General features: G+C 70.0%; 16 protein-coding genes. 9 read left to right on the top strand and 7 right to left on the bottom strand.

The genetic code is table 11. From position 1 onward, the window contains the following. Nucleotides 1–127 precede the first annotated feature (127 nt). Nucleotides 128–343, bottom strand: a complete 216-nt coding sequence (locus KS03_RS28005; RefSeq protein WP_017433605.1) for a hypothetical protein — start codon at nt 341–343, stop codon at nt 128–130. Nucleotides 344–568: 225 nt separating this feature from the next. Here KS03_RS28005 and KS03_RS28000 point away from each other — a divergent pair, with 225 nt between their 5' ends. The 7 genes from KS03_RS28000 (at nt 569) to KS03_RS27970 (ending at nt 6,961) form a co-directional block, all read left to right on the top strand. Beyond that, the gene (locus KS03_RS28000; protein WP_015876290.1) at nt 569–1,279 is read left to right on the top strand and encodes an ABC transporter ATP-binding protein; all 711 of its coding nucleotides are present in this window, start codon (nt 569–571) and stop codon (nt 1,277–1,279) included. Further along, a complete protein-coding gene (locus tag KS03_RS27995; protein ID WP_015876289.1) occupies nt 1,276–2,667 on the top strand; it encodes an ABC transporter permease in 1,392 nt (463 codons plus the stop codon). The genes KS03_RS28000 and KS03_RS27995 overlap by 4 nt, the downstream gene beginning before the upstream one ends. Before the next feature lie 61 nt (nt 2,668–2,728). Further along, nucleotides 2,729–3,166, top strand: coding sequence for a FixH family protein (locus KS03_RS27990; RefSeq protein WP_035980681.1), 438 nt, complete (start codon nt 2,729–2,731; stop codon nt 3,164–3,166). A 59-nt stretch (nt 3,167–3,225) separates the two neighbouring features. Continuing rightward, the gene (locus KS03_RS27985) at nt 3,226–4,359 is read left to right on the top strand and encodes a DJ-1/PfpI family protein (RefSeq protein WP_015876287.1); all 1,134 of its coding nucleotides are present in this window, start codon (nt 3,226–3,228) and stop codon (nt 4,357–4,359) included. 71 nt (nt 4,360–4,430) lie between these two features. Further along, nucleotides 4,431–5,213 (top strand): outer membrane lipoprotein-sorting protein, encoded by a 783-nt coding sequence (locus KS03_RS27980; RefSeq protein ID WP_015876286.1) that lies wholly within the window; start codon nt 4,431–4,433, stop codon nt 5,211–5,213. Further along, nucleotides 5,210–6,487 carry a hypothetical protein gene (locus KS03_RS27975; protein WP_015876285.1) on the top strand — a complete coding sequence of 426 codons (1,278 nt, stop codon included), beginning with the start codon at nt 5,210–5,212 and terminating at the stop codon, nt 6,485–6,487. The genes KS03_RS27980 and KS03_RS27975 overlap by 4 nt, the downstream gene beginning before the upstream one ends. A gap of 81 nt (nt 6,488–6,568) precedes the next feature. After that, nucleotides 6,569–6,961 (top strand): RidA family protein, encoded by a 393-nt coding sequence (locus KS03_RS27970; protein WP_015876284.1) that lies wholly within the window; start codon nt 6,569–6,571, stop codon nt 6,959–6,961. A gap of 18 nt (nt 6,962–6,979) precedes the next feature. Here KS03_RS27970 and KS03_RS27965 read toward each other — a convergent pair whose 3' ends face one another. From KS03_RS27965 to KS03_RS27940, 6 genes are all read right to left on the bottom strand, one after another. Continuing rightward, complete coding sequence (locus tag KS03_RS27965; RefSeq protein ID WP_015876283.1) at nt 6,980–8,299, bottom strand: cytochrome-c peroxidase; 1,320 nt, start codon at nt 8,297–8,299, stop codon at nt 6,980–6,982. After that, the gene (locus KS03_RS27960) at nt 8,286–9,248 is read right to left on the bottom strand and encodes an amidohydrolase family protein (protein ID WP_015876282.1); all 963 of its coding nucleotides are present in this window, start codon (nt 9,246–9,248) and stop codon (nt 8,286–8,288) included. Before KS03_RS27960 ends, KS03_RS27965 begins: the two co-directional genes overlap by 14 nt. Next, nucleotides 9,245–9,907, bottom strand: a complete 663-nt coding sequence (locus KS03_RS27955; protein ID WP_015876281.1) for a GNAT family N-acetyltransferase — start codon at nt 9,905–9,907, stop codon at nt 9,245–9,247. The genes KS03_RS27960 and KS03_RS27955 overlap by 4 nt, the downstream gene beginning before the upstream one ends. Nucleotides 9,908–9,920: 13 nt before the next feature. Beyond that, on the bottom strand, nt 9,921–10,946 hold the full coding sequence (locus KS03_RS27950; RefSeq protein WP_015876280.1) for a PLP-dependent cysteine synthase family protein: 1,026 nt from the start codon (nt 10,944–10,946) through the stop codon (nt 9,921–9,923). Nucleotides 10,947–11,104: 158 nt separating this feature from the next. After that, nucleotides 11,105–12,934, bottom strand: coding sequence for an alpha/beta fold hydrolase (locus KS03_RS27945; protein ID WP_015876279.1), 1,830 nt, complete (start codon nt 12,932–12,934; stop codon nt 11,105–11,107). 8 nt (nt 12,935–12,942) lie between these two features. After that, complete coding sequence (locus tag KS03_RS27940; RefSeq protein WP_017924261.1) at nt 12,943–13,209, bottom strand: acyl carrier protein; 267 nt, start codon at nt 13,207–13,209, stop codon at nt 12,943–12,945. A gap of 170 nt (nt 13,210–13,379) precedes the next feature. On the opposite strand from KS03_RS27940, the gene KS03_RS27935 reads away from it, so the two are divergent. Both KS03_RS27935 and KS03_RS27930 read left to right on the top strand, forming a co-directional pair. Then, nucleotides 13,380–14,126 carry an iron-containing redox enzyme family protein gene (locus tag KS03_RS27935; RefSeq protein ID WP_015876278.1) on the top strand — a complete coding sequence of 249 codons (747 nt, stop codon included), beginning with the start codon at nt 13,380–13,382 and terminating at the stop codon, nt 14,124–14,126. A 13-nt stretch (nt 14,127–14,139) separates the two neighbouring features. Next, nucleotides 14,140–15,651 (top strand): AMP-binding protein, encoded by a 1,512-nt coding sequence (locus KS03_RS27930; RefSeq protein WP_015876277.1) that lies wholly within the window; start codon nt 14,140–14,142, stop codon nt 15,649–15,651. Nucleotides 15,652–15,686: the final 35 nt, after the last annotated feature.

Below are 15,686 nucleotides of genomic sequence, written 5' to 3'. Positions count from 1 at the left end.
GGCGCGGGCGCGCGGCGGCCCGCGGCCGGGACCTGTCGGGCCTTTGTCGCGGCACCGGCCGCAGGCAGCTTTCAGGCCGGACGCTCGCGCCTGGGGCGGACCTCGTCACGCGCGTGGCCTTGCCCTTTCACTGAGGCGAGCCGATGCGGCGCCCCGGCGGCTCGACGGCGGCGACTTCGAGCCAGCCCGGCAGCGCGAGCGCCCAGCGCCGATACGAGAGCGATCCGCCGCCGGCGCAAGGAAAGCGCAACAGCCGATCGGCCGCCGCGGCTTGCGGGCGGCGCAGGACGAACCCGGGAGGTGGATTGACCAGCATGCCGGTCTGAAACCAGAGCCGGGGCAAGCGGGGGCGCGGGCGCCGCGCTGGCCCGTGCGAACGCGCAGGCCAGGCGACGCATGGCGCGTTGCCCGCCGCGCGCGGGTACGGCCTGACCTCGCGCGCCGTGCGTGAGCGCTTGCAAGCGCCGCGCTGCCCCATCGAACAGGTTTGCCGCGCGCGCCAAGTTGATATTCTGCGCAGCGCGATCGCTCCTGCTGTCGTGGGCCGCCAACTTCGTAGATCGAGACCATGAACGCCGTAAAACTCGAAGCCGTTGAGAAGTCGTATCTGATGGGTTCCGTCAACGTGACCGCGCTGCGCGACGTCACGCTCGAGATTCGCGACGGAAGATTCACCGTGATCGCCGGCGCGTCCGGCAGCGGGAAGTCGACGCTGCTGAATCTCGTCGGCTGCGTCGACCGGCCCGATCGCGGCCGCATCGTCGTCGCCGGCGAAGACGTGGGCCGCCTCTCGGACGACGCGCTGTCGGATTTCCGCGCGCGCCGGCTCGGCTTCGTGTTCCAGAACTTCAATCTGCTGCCGGTGCTCACGGCGCACGAGAACGTCGAGTATCCGCTGCTGCTGGCCGGCATGCGGCTGACCCAGGCGGAGCGTGCGCAGCGCGTGCGCGACATGCTCGATGCGGTCGGGCTGGCCGACAAGGCGCATCATCGTCCGGGCCAGCTGTCCGGCGGCCAGCGCCAGCGCGTCGCGATCGCGCGTGCGCTCGTTGCGGCACCCAACCTGGTGCTGGCGGACGAGCCGACCGCCAACCTCGACAGCAAGACCGGCCAGCAGATCATCGCGCTGATGAAGCGGCTGCAGCGCGAGCGGCGCGTGTCCTTCGTGATTTCGTCGCACGACCCGCAGGTGCTCGCCGCGGGCGACGACGTGATCCACATCGCCGACGGCTGCGTATCAGCGCTCACGCATGCCGATACTCGTGAGGTCCTTGCATGAAGACGCTTTCTCTCGCGCTGCGCAACCTGCTGCGCAACCGCCGCCGCTCGATCACGACCCTGCTGGCGATGATCGTGGGCGCCCACGCGGTGCTGCTGTTCGGCGGCTATACGCGCAACATCACGTATGGCCTGCAGACGGACTACGTGAAATACGGCGGCCACTTGCAGATCGAGCGCAAGGGGTTCTACGAATTCGGCAGCGGCAATCCATCCGAGTACGGAATCGGCAATTACCAGACGATCATCGACGCGGTGAAGGCCGATCCCGTGCTGGCGCCGATGCTGCTGGTGGCGACGCCGACGCTGCAGCTGCAGGGCATCGCCGGCAACTTCGATGCGGGCCTGTCGCGCACCGCGCTTGCGCTCGGCGTGCGGGTGGCCGACCAGAACCGGATGCGCGAATGGAACGACTATCGCTTCCCGGTCACGATTCCGCCGATGGCGCTCACCGGCACGGCGCAAGACGCGGCGGTGATCGGCACGGGGCTCGCGCGCGTGCTCGAATTGTGCGCCCCGCTCCAGGTAGCCGACTGCCAGCCGCCGAAGCGGGCGGCCGGCCCGGCCGACGCGCCCGCGCTGCCGGGCGACATCGCGGCGCTCGCCAACGGGATGCGCGCCGCCTCGCCGGCCGGCGCGAACGGCAGCCGCATCGAGCTGCTGGCGGCGACCGCGCGCGGTGCGCCGAATGTCGCCGAGCTGCGCGCGGTGAAGGCCGAGCGGCAGGGCATCAAGGAGTACGACGACATGTACGTCGGGCTGCATCTCGCGCAAGCGCAGCGCCTGGTGTACGGCAACGAGCCGCCGAAGGCCACGGCCATCGTCGTGCAGCTGCGCCATACGTCGGATCTGCCGGCCGCGAAGGCCCGGCTCGACACGCTGCTGCGCACCCGGTTCGGCGATACGGATACCGAAGTGGTCGACTACACCGTGCTGAATCCGTTCTACGGCCAGGCGCTCGCGATGTTCACGACGCTGTTCGGCTTCGTCGCGCTGCTGATCGCCGCGATCGTGCTGTTCACGGTTGGCAACACGATGAGCACCGCGGTGTTCGAGCGGACGGTCGAAATCGGCACGCTGCGCGCGATGGGGTTGCGCCGCGGCGGCGTGCGCCGGCTGTTCCTCTGCGAAGGGATGCTGCTCGGCGTGATCGGCGCGCTGCTCGGCGTGACGAGCGCGGCCTTGCTCGCGGGCGCGATCAATCACGGCGGCCTCACCTGGACGCCGCCCGGCCGCTCGCCGGTGCCGCTGATCATTCGCGTGTGGGGAGAAAACGACCTGATCGTGTGTACCGCCCTGGGCTTGCTGGTCGTGTCGATGTTGTCCGCGTTGCTGCCGGCCCGTCGCGCGGCCCGGATGGAGATCGTCGATGCGCTTCGTTATGCCTGAGCGTGCACGGCATGCTTGCGTAATCGAAATGAATATGAAAGAGTTGCGTCGGCAATTCATCATGAGAATCGCCGTGCTCGGCGGGGTGGCCTGGCTTGCCGGCTGCGGCGTGTCGGGCGATTCGCGGCCGCCGGCCGGCTTGAATCTCGCGCTGACCCAGCCGACGTCGGGCGGCACCTATGTCGTGACGCTCGTTCCGCCCGAGCCGCCCGCGGCGCTGCCGCTGAACCGGATCCACGCCTGGCGCGTCGCGCTGAGCCGCGCATCCGGCGAGCCGGTGAGCGGCGCGCGCATCGACGTGGCCGGCGGCATGCCGCAGCACGGGCATGGCCTGCCGACCCGTCCGCGCGTCGTATCGGCCGGCGGCGGCGGCTACCGGCTCGAGGGCATGAAGTTCAGCATGCCCGGCTGGTGGACGATCACGTTGAAGGTGCGGGCCGCGCAGGGCGACGACGACGTGACCTTCAACGTCGTGCTGCCCCCGGCCGCCGCGTCGTGACGCGCCCCGCGGGCCGCGCGCCGACGGCCCCGATCCATCCCATCCACGGAGAAGTTTCGATGCGAAAAGTCATGGTGTACTGGATGCTGCTGCTGTTCGCGCAAGTCGTGCCCGGCGCCGCGGGCGCCGCCCAGGCCGGCCCGGCGAGCGGCACGGCCGCCGCCGCGCCCGCCGCCGAGCGCGCGGACCGCCTGCCCGCCTATACGCCGCGCTTCGGGCGCACGCGTCCGGTCGTGGCCGTGGTCGGCGAGAACTACTACACCGAACTGACCGATTACGTGGTGCCCTACGGCATCGTCGCGGAATCGGGCGCGGCCGACCTGGTCGCGCTCGCGACGAAGCCCGGCCCGATCCGGATGTTTCCGGCGCCGATGAACCTGATCCCCGACGAGACCACCGCACAGTTCGACCAGCGCGTGCCCGAAGGCGCCGACTACGTGATCGTGCCCGCCGTGCATCGCGACAGCGACCCGGCGCTGATCGCCTGGGTGGCCGGGCAGGCGAAGAAGGGCGCGACCGTGATCGGGGTGTGCGACGGCGTGTGGGTGGTCGCCCGCGCGGGCCTGCTGGACGGCCGCCGTGCGACCGGCCACTGGTACTCGATGGACGATCTGCGCAAGAAGTTCACCGATACGCGCTGGGTCGACGGCAAGCGCTACGTCTCCGACGGCAAGGTCGTCACGACCACCGGCGTGACCGCGACGATTCCCGTGTCGCTCGCACTCGTGGAGGCCATCGCCGGCCGTGCGCGTGCGCTGCAGGTGGGCGAGCGCCTCGGCCGCCCCGCCTGGTCGTCGGAGATCGCGAGCGAGCGCTTCAGCCTCGGCTTGCCGGCGATGGCGACGATTGCCGGCAACTACGTGCAGTTCTGGGCTCACGAGGATTACGGCATTCCGATCGCGCCGGGCGTCGACGAAATCGCGCTGGTGCTGGAGGCGGACGCGTATTCGACGACGTTCCGTTCGACCGCGTACACCGTCGCCGCGAATCGCGAGCCGCTGCGCACGCGCCGCGGGCTGACGATCGTGCCCGACCGGGTCGCGGGCGTCGATGCGCCGGCGCGCATGCTGCCGGCACCCGTCACGCAGCATCCGCTGCACGCGCTCGACGCGTCGCTGGAGGCGATCGCCACCGAGTTCGGCAAGCGCACGGCCGCATGGGTGGCGCTGCAGATGCAATACCCCGGCTACTGAGCCGCGCGCGTGCGCGCGCCGTTCGCCCCGCTCACCCCGCTCATCCCGATACCCGCCTGGAGAGGATTTTCATGCAGATGCATACGATGGCGCGCCGCTGCGCGGCCGCGCTCGTCGCACTCGCGTGCGGCACCGCCGCGGCCGCGCCCGATCCGCAGCGCATCCTGGCCGCCAGCGACGCCGTGCGCAATCCGGGCGAGCCGTTCTCGCTGAACGTCACGCTGACCCAGTACACCGATGGCAAACAGACGGACGCCAACGCGCTGGCCGCGTATTCGCGGATCAATCCGGCGAGCGGCCAGTTCCGCAGCCTGATCCGCTTCGTCGCGCCGGCGCGCGACGCGAACAAGCTGATGCTCAAGAGCGGCAACGATCTGTGGTTCTTCGATCCGGCCAGCAAGGCGACGATCCGCATCTCGCCGCAGCAGCGCCTGCTCGGGCAGGCGTCGAACGGCGACGTGGTCACGGTCAACTTCGCGCAAGGCTACCGCGCGCAGCTCGAAGGCGAGGAGGAGGTGCAGGACGGCGAGCGCCAGACGCGCCGCGCCTACCGCCTGAAGCTCGTGCAGAGCGTACCCGACATGACCTATCACGCGGTCGAGATGTGGATCGACACGACCGACTCGCGGCCCGTCAAGGCGCGTTTCTTCAGCGAAAGCGGCAAGCTTCTCAAGACCGCGTTCTACCGGCGCTACCAGCAGCAGCTCGGCGCGCTGCGGCCGACCGAAATCGTCATCATCGACGGGCTCAATCCGAACCTGGTGACGGTGATGCGCTATGCGGACTATGTCGCGCGCGAGATTCCCGACGCGTGGTTCCAGTCCGATTTCATGGCGCGTTTCGAGCCTCAATGACGCGCCGAGCCTGCATCGCGTTGGCCGTGCTGACGTGCTGCGCGACGAGCGTGTGCCGTGCCGACGACGCGGAAGCGGCGGGCCTCGCGCTGGCCGATGCGACGCCCGTGCAGACGGTCGACGAGCGCAACTACCGGTTCAGCATCGAACCGGGCCTGCGGCTCGCCGAGGTGCGCCCTGGGGGCGGTTTGCGCACGGCCGGGCGGCTCTCGCTCGACCTGTTTGCGCGGCATGCGCTGGCGGGCGGCTGGAGCGTGAACTTCGCCGATCGGCTCGACCTGAACGGCCCGCTGCGCTTCGACGGCGACGCGGCGGCGATCAACACGCTGAAGGAACTGTACCTGGACGGCCGGCTGGGCGGCGGCAAGACGCTGCTGCAGGCCGGCCGCGTCAACGTGCGGCTCGGCGTTGCGACCGGCTACAACCCGACCGATTTCCTTCGCGACAACGCGGTGCGCTCGGTGACCTCGGTGGATCCGGCGAGCCTGCGCGAGAACCGGCTCGGCACCGTGATGCTGCGCGGCCAGCAGCTGTGGAGCGGCGGCTCGGCCAGTGCGCTCGTCGCGCCGCGCGTCGCGGACCGTCCGAGCGATGCGTCGTACTCGCCGGATTTCGGCGCGACCAACCAGCGTACACGCTGGCTGCTGCAGTTCAGCCAGCGCATGGTGCTGGACCTCACGCCGCAGTTCATGGTGTACCACGACGGTAAGCCGGGCAGTTCGCCGCAATTCGGGCTCACGCTCGATCATCTCGTGAACAATGCCTGCGTGACCTATGCCGAGTGGTCGGGCGGCCGCGGGCCCTCGACGCTCGCGCGCGCGCTGGGGCGCCCGTACGGCGACGTCGCGTTTCGCTGGAAACTGGCGGCCGGGCTGACGTGCACCACGTCGCGCAACCTGTCCGTCACGCTCGAATACGACCGCGACGGCGCCGCGCTGGACCGTGCCGGCTGGCGGGCATTGCGCAGCGGGCCGCCCGCCGCCTATGCCGCCTATCGCGCGCTGGCCGCCGCGCAGCAGGATCCCGTCACGCGCGACGCCGTGTTCATGATGGCGCGCTGGCAGGACGCGTGGATTCAGCGGCTCGACCTGTCGGGATTCGTGCGGATGAACCTCGCCGACCGCAGCCGGCTGACCTGGCTCGAGGCCCGCTACCGGTTCGCGCGCACCGACGTCGCCCTGCAATGGCAGATCGATGCCGGCGCCTCGTCGACCGAGTTCGGCGCGCTGCCGCAGTCGAACCTGTGGCAACTGCTCGTCAAGCACTACCTCTGACCCGGCATCGGCACGGCGCATCCGATCGAGCCGATCCACGCGGCGCGCCGGCAGGGCGCCGCATCCTTCCAGGAGATTTCCATGAAACGCTATGTGACCTCGGGCGAGGGCCTGCCGCAATGGCCGTCACCCATCAGCCACGCGGTCGTCGTGAACGGCACCTGCTATCTGAGCGGGCAGTTGTCGCTCGACGCCGATGGCCGCTACCTGCCCGGCACGCCGGCCGACGAGGCGCGGCGCGCGTTCGACAACCTGTTCCGCGCGCTCGCCGCGGCCGGCTTCGAGCGGCACGACCTGGTGTTCGTCGACATCGCGTTCACGGATATCGGCGCGCTGCCCGACGTGAACGCCGTGTATGCGGAACTGTTCGACGCGCAACGCCGTCCGGCGCGTACCGTCTACCAGGCCGCCGCGTTGCCGTTCGGCGGGCAGGTGAAGGTGATGGGCGTGGCGGTGAGGGACACGGCGCCGTGACGCGCGAGGCCGCCGCGTTCAGCGCGCGAGCGGCCGTTCGACGATGGAGCCCGACAGGGCGCCGAGCAGCGCGATGAGCTGCCGCTGCTCCGCGTCGGACAGCGCGATCCGCTTCAGTTCGCTGCGGCCGATCGCGGCGGGCGGCGGGTCGGCATAGTGGCGCACGGCCGCGTCGAGCGACGCGAACTGGCCGGCGTGCATGTAGGGCGCGCGCGCCGCGACGTTGCGCAGCGTGGGCGTCTTGAATGCGCCGAGCAGCTGCGGATCGTCGTTCGAGATGAACTGCAGCTCCTCGCATTGCGCGGGCTGCGCGTCGCTGAACGGCCCGAGGCAGTTGAATTCGTCGGCGAGCACCTGGCCGATGGCCGCCGCGCGTCCCGCATCGGCCGCCGCCGCGCCGCGCGGCGGCACGCCGATGTTGTGAAACTGGCGGTCGCTCAGCATCGGCCCGGTGTGGCAGCTCACGCATTGCGCCTTGCCGATGAAGAGGCGCAAGCCGGCCTTTTCGACCGGCGTGAGCGCGGCAAGCTGCGCCGCGTTGCCGCTGCTTACGCCGTCGAGGTAGCTGTCGAAGCGCGACGGCGCGTATTGCAGCGTCGCTTCGTATGCGGCGATCGCCTTGCCGAGATTGGCGAACGCGCGTGACACGCCGGCGCGCGTGGGCTCGTCGAGCGCGCGCCAGGCCGCCTGCTCGGTGCCGGTACCCAACGGGCCGGCATCGCGCGGCAGGCGGCTGACGTCGGGCAGCGCGCCGAACAGCCGCGCGTAGTCGGCACGATAGTGCTCGGCGAGGACATGCACGGCGCGAAGCCGTGTGGCGCCGTGCTCGCTCGGGTTCTCGATCGGGCCGACTGCCTGCGACCACAGGCTGTCCTTGCGGCCGTCCCAGAACAGCCACGGCGCGTCGGTCGCGCCGACCACGGGCATGGTGCGCCGCGCGCCGGTGGCGATGCCGAGCGCGAGCGGCCGGCCGTCCTGGAACTGGTCGCCCGGCAGATGGCAGCTCGCGCAGGCGACAGCGCCGTTGCGGCTCAGGCGCGGGTCGGCGAACAGCCGCTTGCCGAGCCGGGCGGCGTCGGCGGACGCCGCGACGCGATTCGACGGATCGACGCTGGCCGGCCGCTCCGGCGGCAGCCGGAGCGAGGCCAGCAGCGCGCGCTGGTCGGCGCGCCAGCCGTCCGGCGCATCGCTGGTTCCGGCCGCCGCGGTGTCGGCCGCGCCCGGCCAGCCGCTCGCGGCCAGCGCGGCGCAGGCGAGCGCGGCGGCCGCCGCGGCCGTGAGCCGGCGAGGCGCGCGAGCCGTCCGGCGCGCGCGCCGCAGCACGTCATGCGGCCGCATCGGCGGTGTGCACGGCCGGCAGCAGCGCGCGCGCATTGTCGGCCATCAGCCACTTGCGCTGCATCGGCGCGACCGCTGCGAGCGGCCCGCTGCGGGCGAGGAACTGGTTCATCACCTTGCGGTGTCCGCCCGAGTTGCGAAACAGCGGCCAGTCGGTGCCGAACAGGATCTTGTGATTGAGGTTCATCCGGAACAGGTCGGCGAGCGCGGCCGGCCAGCCCTGCGGATGCTGGGAGCCGAGAAACGCGCTGATGTCCAGGTACACGTTGGGCCGATACGCGCATTGGCGCACGCAGGCGTCGACGTGATGCACCGCGCCGTGCGCGAGGATGAAGTTCACCTCGGGAAAGTCGAACGCCGCGCGGTCGAGCAGGTCCGGGTGCGAATACGAGAATTCGAGGGTCGGGGCGGTCGGGCCGATATGCAGCAGCACCGGCAGCCGGTGCGCGCGGCAGATCTCGTAGAGCGGGTAGAGCCTGCGGTCGCTCGGGCTGTAGCCGCACGGCGGGTACAGTTTCAGCCCCGAGAAGCCATACTCGACCACGCCCTGCTCGAACAGCGCGACGCCGTCCGCGCCCCAGCGCGGATCCATGCCGCCGAACACGTGAAGCCGCCCCGCGTGGCGCGCGAGGATCGCGCGGTGTTCCGCATACATCTCGGCGATCGTCAGGTCGGTCTTCATCACGTAGGTGAAGTCGGGCAGCAGCACCACGGCCTGATCGATGCCGCCCGAGGTCATGTCGGCCACCAGCGCGTCACCGTGGTGGTCCTGGTTCTGGTCGAGATACGCGGCCAGCAGCTCAGCCCGGGACTTGCGGATGCCGTTCGCGGCGAGCCGGGCATGCACGTTCGCGCACAGGCCGTCGAGGAACGCCGTCGGGATGAAGCGCGTCGACGCGATATGGCAATGCGAGTCGACGATCGGCCCGCTGTAGGTGGTCTCGCTCATCTCGCGGCGCGCTCGGCGTCGCGTGCCGGCACGCGCTCGCGCAGCATGCCGAGCGAACGGGCCTTCAGGTCCGCGACGGGCTGCATCATGAAGCGGCCGGCATGCACCTGGCCTTGCGCGCGCGCGTAGTCGGGCAGCGTGCCCCACGTCTGGAACCCGAAATGTTCCCAGACGCGGTGCGCAGGCGTGCCGTCGCGCACGTCGAGCGTGACGATCTCGACGCCGTCCGCATCGCATTGCAGCGCGATCTCGACGAAGGCCGCCGGCAGCACGCCGCCGCCGCGAAACGTGTCGTGGATCATTCCCTTCGCGAGGTCGGTGATATGGCGGTTGTTCGGATTCAGGTTGCGCCGCAGCGTGCACAGGCCGATCAGCTGGCCCGTGCTCGCGAAGATCGTCAGCAGGCGCACCTTCTGCGCGGCGAGGTTGGCGCGCAGCTCGGCGAGATAGGCCAGGCCTTCCTCGTCGCTGATCGTTTCGGCGAACCCGATGATCGGCGCGGATTCGCTCGTGCGGCGCATCAGCTCGACGATCTGCCCGCCCAGGGCGTCGTCGACCGTGTCGGCCCAGCGATAGGCGACATGCGTGACGTCCGCCTTCTCGAACACGATCGGATAGTGCGCGCCGTCGGCGAGCGGGGTGCGAAGTGCATCGTTCATGGCAGTCTCGGGTTTACAGGGTTTCGAGGTCCGCGACGCGCGCCTCCAGAGGCGGCGTCTCGATATCGCGCAGCGCGTCGAGCACGGCCTGCAGCCCGTGCGCGACGAGCCATTGGTCGTCGTAGATCGTATCGAGGTATTTCGTGCCGCTGTCCGGCAGCACCAGCACGATGTTCGCGGGGCCCTGGCAGCCGGCCACGTAGCGCCGTGCCGCATGCGCGATCGCCCCGGACGAGCCGCCGAGCAGCAACCCTTCGTCGAGCGCGAGGCGCCGGCAGCCGACGAAGGCGTCACGGTCGGCGATGCGCATCGTCTCGTCGACCAGTTCGACGCGGATGTTGCCGGGCTGGAAGCTCAGGCCCGCGCCGTTCTGCAGATGAGGCCGGTAGCTGCCGCCGAAGACCACCGACCCGTCGGGCTCGACGCCGACCACGCGGGTCTGCGGATCGCGCTCCTTCACGTAGCGCGCGATCCCGCTCAAATGGCTGCCGGTGCTGGCCGACACGATCACCGCGTCCAGCCGGTCGGCGAGCTGCGCGACGATCTCCGGCCCGGTCGAGTAGTAGTGCGCGTCGATCGCGGCGGGATTGTTGTACTGATCGAGATTCACGCAGTTCGGCACGCTCGCGGCGAGCGCCTTGGCGACGGCGATGCGCTTTTTCTGGTAGCTGCCGGTTTCGTCCGGCTGCTGGACCATTTCGACTTCGCCGCCGAACGCCCGGACCAGATTCGCGTTGGTCTTCGGCGTCTTCGGATCGAGCACGCAGATGAAGCGGTAGCCGCGCGTGGCGCACAGCATGGCGAGCGCGTGCCCCATGTTTCCCGACGTCGATTCGACGATCGACCAGCCGGGCTTCAGGCCATGGTCGCGCTCGGCCTGGCGCAGCAGCTGGAGCGCGCTGCGGTCCTTGACGCTGTTGCCCGGGTTGTAGCTCTCGAGCTTGCCGTACACGCGGATGCCCCGCCGTTCGTCCGACAGGCTCTTCAGGTGCAGCAACGGCGTGTCGCCGATCAGTTCGACAAGGCTATTTGCGTACATTCGAAAACTCCGATCCGCTGGTTGGCGTGGGGTTGGGCATCGTCCGCGAAACAGGCGCTGGGTGCGGACGGATTCGATTCGGATGGCTGATGAAACCAGAATGTAATGATTGGCGGCGCCCGCCAGTAACTGTCCGAACGGGCAGCGCACGGCGCGCGTCACAGCTCGCCGGACTCCATCTCCTCGCCGGCGGGCGGTGCGGCCATGCACAGCCGCGGATGCGGCAGCGCGCCGGCCGCGAGCGCGGGATCGGCGATAAAGCCGCCGACCAGCTGCGCGAGCAGGGCCGCGTTCTGGTGAATCATGTGGTGGCTGCCGCCGCGCAGCTCGATGCGCAGCGGGCGGAGCAGCGCATCGCCGATCGCGTGGGCGCGCGTCGCGCATGTCATTTCGTCGTACTGGCCGGTGACGAGCAGCGCGGGCAGGCCGGCGAGCGTGTCGTCGCGCTGCGCTTCGATCCGATGCGCGCGGAAATTCAGCAGCTGGCGGCTGTAGTCGACCATGTTGGACGGCGTGACGAACGGTGCGTGCAGCCAGTGGCGCGTCACCGCGTCGGCCTGGGCGAGCATCGACGCGTGGCCGCCCGACCGTGCTTCGTCCTTGTCGCGCTTGTCGAGCATCGCCAGCATCGATTTCGCCATGCTTTCCGCCGCCTTCGGCATGCGCGCCACCAGCGAGCACATCGTGTTGAGGTTGTTCTCGTACGCGCTGTCCGCGCCGTCGTAGTCTTGCGCGCCGGCGAACGACGGCGCGATCAGGCTCAGCGACGCGATGCGGCCCGGCAGCGCGCGCGCCAGCGCCAGCGCGTAGCGCGCGCCGCCGCACCAGCTCGCGACATGGATCGACGCGAGCCCTTCGAGGTCGAGCAGCTCGGCCACCGCGTCCGCATAGCGCGACGGTGCCTCGGGTTCCGTGTAGTAGAGGCGCGTCAACCCCGCGTCGGCGGACTGCTCGTGCAGCGCGTCCAGCAAGTAGACGGCGACCTCCGGCGCGAGCGCGGCGGCGAAATCGTGCCAGACGTCGTTGGGTATGCCGAAGGCATTGACGAGCAGCAGCGCGCGGGGGCCGCGACCGGTGTGAAGGAACGCGTGGCCGGTGCCCGTCGTGATGCGGCGCGCGGCCGGCAGCTCGGCCAGGCGTGGTGCGGTGCGGCTTGCGTGCGCGGCGGCATGGAGCGCGACGCGCGCTGCCACGCGCGAGCGCCAGTCGAACGGCGCGCAGCGCAGCCGGCGGGGCGGGACGCCTTCGGCGCGCTGCGGCGCCTCGCCCGCGCAGCCGAGCCGATGCATGGCGTGCAGCAGGTTCGCGCCGAGCAGCTCGGCGAGCGCGTCGGTGCCGGAGCCGGCAGAGGCCGGCCGCGTATCGACGCCGATCGCTTGCGCCGCCGCGCCGGCGAGCGCGTGCCAGGTGATGCGCAGATCGCCGCGCAGCACGTGCACGCCGGCGTCCGCGTCGGCCGCGAGCCACGCGCGCACGGCCTCGGCCGTCAGCAGATCGGTGCCGGCCGAGGCGTAGCCCGGCAGCGGGAGCGCCTGATTCTCGAAGTACCCGTCCGCGCGGCGGCGCACCTCGAACAGCATGTCCGCGACCGCATCGGTCAGCGTGTCGAGCGCGCTTGCCGCCGCGGCTCCGCGCTCGTCTGCGGCGTCCGCGAGCGGATCGCCGAGCACCACGATGCAGGCCTGCGCGAGCGCGCTGCCGTCGGCGCCGAGTGCGGCCGCGAGCGTCTGCGCAATGGCATCGAATGCGCGGGTGTCGCGCAGCACGGGATCGTCGAGCACGATCACGGGCCGCGCCCCGTCGACCCGGGCTAGCGCATCGCGCAGCCGCGCCACGGCGGCGGCCTGGCCGGGTGCCGGCACGCCTTGCGCCGCGAGGCGGAGCGCGTGCAGCTCGGCGGCGTCCAGCCAGACGGCGGACGACGCCGCGCGCGCGGCGGCGCCGGGCTCGGCGAGCGCGACCTCGTCCAGGGGCGGCCGATCGTTCATGGCGGCGCTCACGCTTTCACCGTCATCAGCATCTCGACCAGATCGGCGGCGTCGCCGAGCGTATCGAGATTCGCGACCTGCTGCGTGTGCGCCGCGAAGCTCACGCCCAGGCGCTCCTCGAGCAGCGCCATCAGCGACAGCAGCGAGATCGAATCGAGCATCAGATCCGACGTCAGCGAGGTGTCGCGCGTCAGCATTTCCGGCGCGACCTCGAGCGACGCAATCTGCGGAATAAGTTCGGTAAGCGTGGCGAACACGTTCGCTTGATCGTCCATCGAATTCTCCAGGGGCATTGGCGTAACGCTTTATAGCGTCAAGCGCACGGGCTGCCTACCTGCCCTGGCGTACAGGCGTGGCACGTGGGCAACGTACCCGCCCGAACGAACAGGTTTCAGTGACGAAAGCCGCCTTTACATTAGCGCTACCCAACCCACAGGGAGCGATCATGACGCTTGCAGGCGAACACGTGCTGATGGACAAGGCAACTTTCTCGCGCGCATTGCGCGACACGCTGGACGAGCAACTGACGCTCGATCATCCGATCTTCGCGGAGCTGTTCACGCCGCAGAAGAACTGGCGGCTGCTCAAGATCATCACGCTCGAGGGATACCAGATCACCCGGTATTTTCTCGAGTACATCGAGAATCTGTATTTCCGCTGCCCGTTCCCCGACCACAAGCGCCGGCTGCTGTACAACCTGTTCGAGGAAGAGACGGGACGCTTCTCGAAGACGAAGAACCACGTCGAGCTGATGGAGGACTTCATCCGCGCGCAGCGGATCGACGACGAGGAACGCGATGCATGGACGCCGTCCGACGCCACGCGCGAGCTGATCGATTACCGGCTCGTGAACTGCAAGGGCGAGCACACCTACCATATCGGCGCGGCCGCGGTGATGATCGCGAGCGAAGGCCAGAGCCTCGAAACCCGCGCGGGCGATGCGCGCCACTCGATTCTCGCGAAGTGCTACGGGCTGAGCGAAGCCGATACGCGCTTCTTCTCGGTACACCAGAAGGAGGACGTCGCGCACGTCGCGGAAGGCATCTCGCTCGTGACCGATCTGTGCACGACCGTGCAGATGCAGCAGGAAGCGCTGTTCGCGGTGCGCCATACCTGCAAGCTGTTCTGGAACATGTATGAAAGCGCCGCGCAGAAGTACTACGCCTCCGCGGAGGGCGTCGCGCTCGCGTGACGGGGAAGCGCCGATGATGACCTTCGATGATCTCGTCGCGCGCCTGCGCGACAGCAGCCACACCCTGAGCTTCGTCGACGATCAGGGACGCGAAACCGTCAGGACGTTCCACGAGCTGTTCGAAGACGTGTGCGCGACGGTGGCGCGCGGCCGCCGGCTCGGCCTCGTGCCGGGCACGCGAGTGGGCCTCGCCGCGCCCAACGGCTATGCGTGGATGGTCTGGGACCTCGCGTGCCTGCAGCTCGGCTGCGTGTCGGTGGCGCTGCCGAACGACGGATTGCACGACACCTGCGAGGCATTGATCGACCGCTATCGGCTGAGCGTCCTGGCCGTCGATGCGGGATGGCTCGATCCCGCCGCGCCGCTGCCCGCGCGGGCCGTCGACATCGACCCGGCCGCCGCCGCGCGCGGCAGCGACGTCGCGGTCGAGCCGGTGCGCGTCGAGGACGGCGCCGATACCCATTCGCTGGTGTTCAGCTCCGGCACGACCGGCAAGAACAAGGGGCTCGTGATGAGCCGGCGCGGGACGGCGCATTTGCTTAACCTGTATGCCGACGCGTTCGGCGTGGCGCCGGGCGAGCGATTCCTGACCTTCCTGCCGTTCGCGAACTATCAGCAGCGGATGACGTATTACTTCTGCCTGTATCACGGCATCGACCTGGTATCGGTGCCGTTTCACGGGCTGTTCCCGGGGCTCAAGCGGCACTGCCCGACCTTCGTGATCGGGCCGCCGGTGCTCTACGAGACGCTGCACACGCTGGCCCGCGCGGCGGCCGGCCCGGCCGCCGACCGCACGGCGCTCGCGCAGCGGCTCGCGGCGCTGACCGGCGGCAGGATTCGCTACATGATCACCGGGATGGCGCCGATCAAGCGCGCCGCGCTGGATTTCTTCTGGGACTGCGGGATCGCGCTGTACGAGGCGTTCGGCATCACCGAGGCCGGGATGGTCGCGTGGAACAAGCCCGGATGCGTGCGGGTCGGCACGGTCGGCAAGCCGGCGGAGCCGGGAACCGTGTCGCTGGCCGACGACGGCGAAGTGATCGTGACGCGCGACGCGCTGCTCTCGCTCGGCTATTTCGATGCGCCGATGGAGGACACGCGCGCCACCTACGTCGCACCGAACGCGGTCGCGACGGGCGACATCGGGGAGCTGGACGGCGACGGCTTTCTGCGCGTGGTCGGTCGCAAGAAGGACGCGATCGTCACCAGCAACGGCGAGAAGTTCCATCCGGAGCCGATCGAGTCGCTGCTGTATCGCGACCCGCGCGTCGAGGTGGCGGTGGTGATGGCCGGCGCACGCGCCGGGCTCGCGGTGGTGATCGCGACGCGCCGGCCGGACGACCCCGAGGTGGCCGACGGGCTGCGCTCGCTCGTGCGTTCGGTCAACGACACGCTGCCGGCGCAGCGCCAGCTCACGCAGATCATCTTCACCGACCGCGCCTTCGACGTCGAGGGCGGGTTACGCACCCGCAATCTGAAGCTCAACCGCCGTGCGATCGCGGCCACGTTCCTGCGCGACGCGTGAGATCGCGCCCGTGCGCGAGCCGCCTGCGCGCAGCG

This window comes from Burkholderia glumae LMG 2196 = ATCC 33617 (assembly GCF_000960995.1).
GTDB classification, from domain to species: Bacteria; Pseudomonadota; Gammaproteobacteria; order Burkholderiales; family Burkholderiaceae; genus Burkholderia; species Burkholderia glumae.
Note: the sequence above shows the minus strand (reverse complement) of the source record. Positions and strands in the feature narration are given on the sequence as shown.

Bases quoted from the DNA above. Each gene is read 5' to 3' on its own strand.
- KS03_RS27965 (WP_015876283.1), bottom strand. From the start codon at position 8,299: ATGCGGCCGCATGACGTGCTGCGGCGCGCGCGCCGGACGGCTCGCGCG.
- KS03_RS27975 (WP_015876285.1), top strand. From the start codon at position 5,210: ATGACGCGCCGAGCCTGCATCGCGTTGGCCGTGCTGACGTGCTGCGCG.
- KS03_RS27930 (WP_015876277.1), top strand. From the start codon at position 14,140: ATGATGACCTTCGATGATCTCGTCGCGCGCCTGCGCGACAGCAGCCAC.
- KS03_RS27990 (WP_035980681.1), top strand. From the start codon at position 2,729: ATGAGAATCGCCGTGCTCGGCGGGGTGGCCTGGCTTGCCGGCTGCGGC.
- KS03_RS27950 (WP_015876280.1), bottom strand. From the start codon at position 10,946: ATGTACGCAAATAGCCTTGTCGAACTGATCGGCGACACGCCGTTGCTG.
- KS03_RS27935 (WP_015876278.1), top strand. From the start codon at position 13,380: ATGACGCTTGCAGGCGAACACGTGCTGATGGACAAGGCAACTTTCTCG.
- KS03_RS27945 (WP_015876279.1), bottom strand. From the start codon at position 12,934: ATGAACGATCGGCCGCCCCTGGACGAGGTCGCGCTCGCCGAGCCCGGC.
- KS03_RS27940 (WP_017924261.1), bottom strand. From the start codon at position 13,209: ATGGACGATCAAGCGAACGTGTTCGCCACGCTTACCGAACTTATTCCG.
- KS03_RS27985 (WP_015876287.1), top strand. From the start codon at position 3,226: ATGCGAAAAGTCATGGTGTACTGGATGCTGCTGCTGTTCGCGCAAGTC.
- KS03_RS27980 (WP_015876286.1), top strand. From the start codon at position 4,431: ATGCAGATGCATACGATGGCGCGCCGCTGCGCGGCCGCGCTCGTCGCA.
- KS03_RS28000 (WP_015876290.1), top strand. From the start codon at position 569: ATGAACGCCGTAAAACTCGAAGCCGTTGAGAAGTCGTATCTGATGGGT.
- KS03_RS27960 (WP_015876282.1), bottom strand. From the start codon at position 9,248: ATGAGCGAGACCACCTACAGCGGGCCGATCGTCGACTCGCATTGCCAT.
- KS03_RS27970 (WP_015876284.1), top strand. From the start codon at position 6,569: ATGAAACGCTATGTGACCTCGGGCGAGGGCCTGCCGCAATGGCCGTCA.
- KS03_RS27995 (WP_015876289.1), top strand. From the start codon at position 1,276: ATGAAGACGCTTTCTCTCGCGCTGCGCAACCTGCTGCGCAACCGCCGC.
- KS03_RS27955 (WP_015876281.1), bottom strand. From the start codon at position 9,907: ATGAACGATGCACTTCGCACCCCGCTCGCCGACGGCGCGCACTATCCG.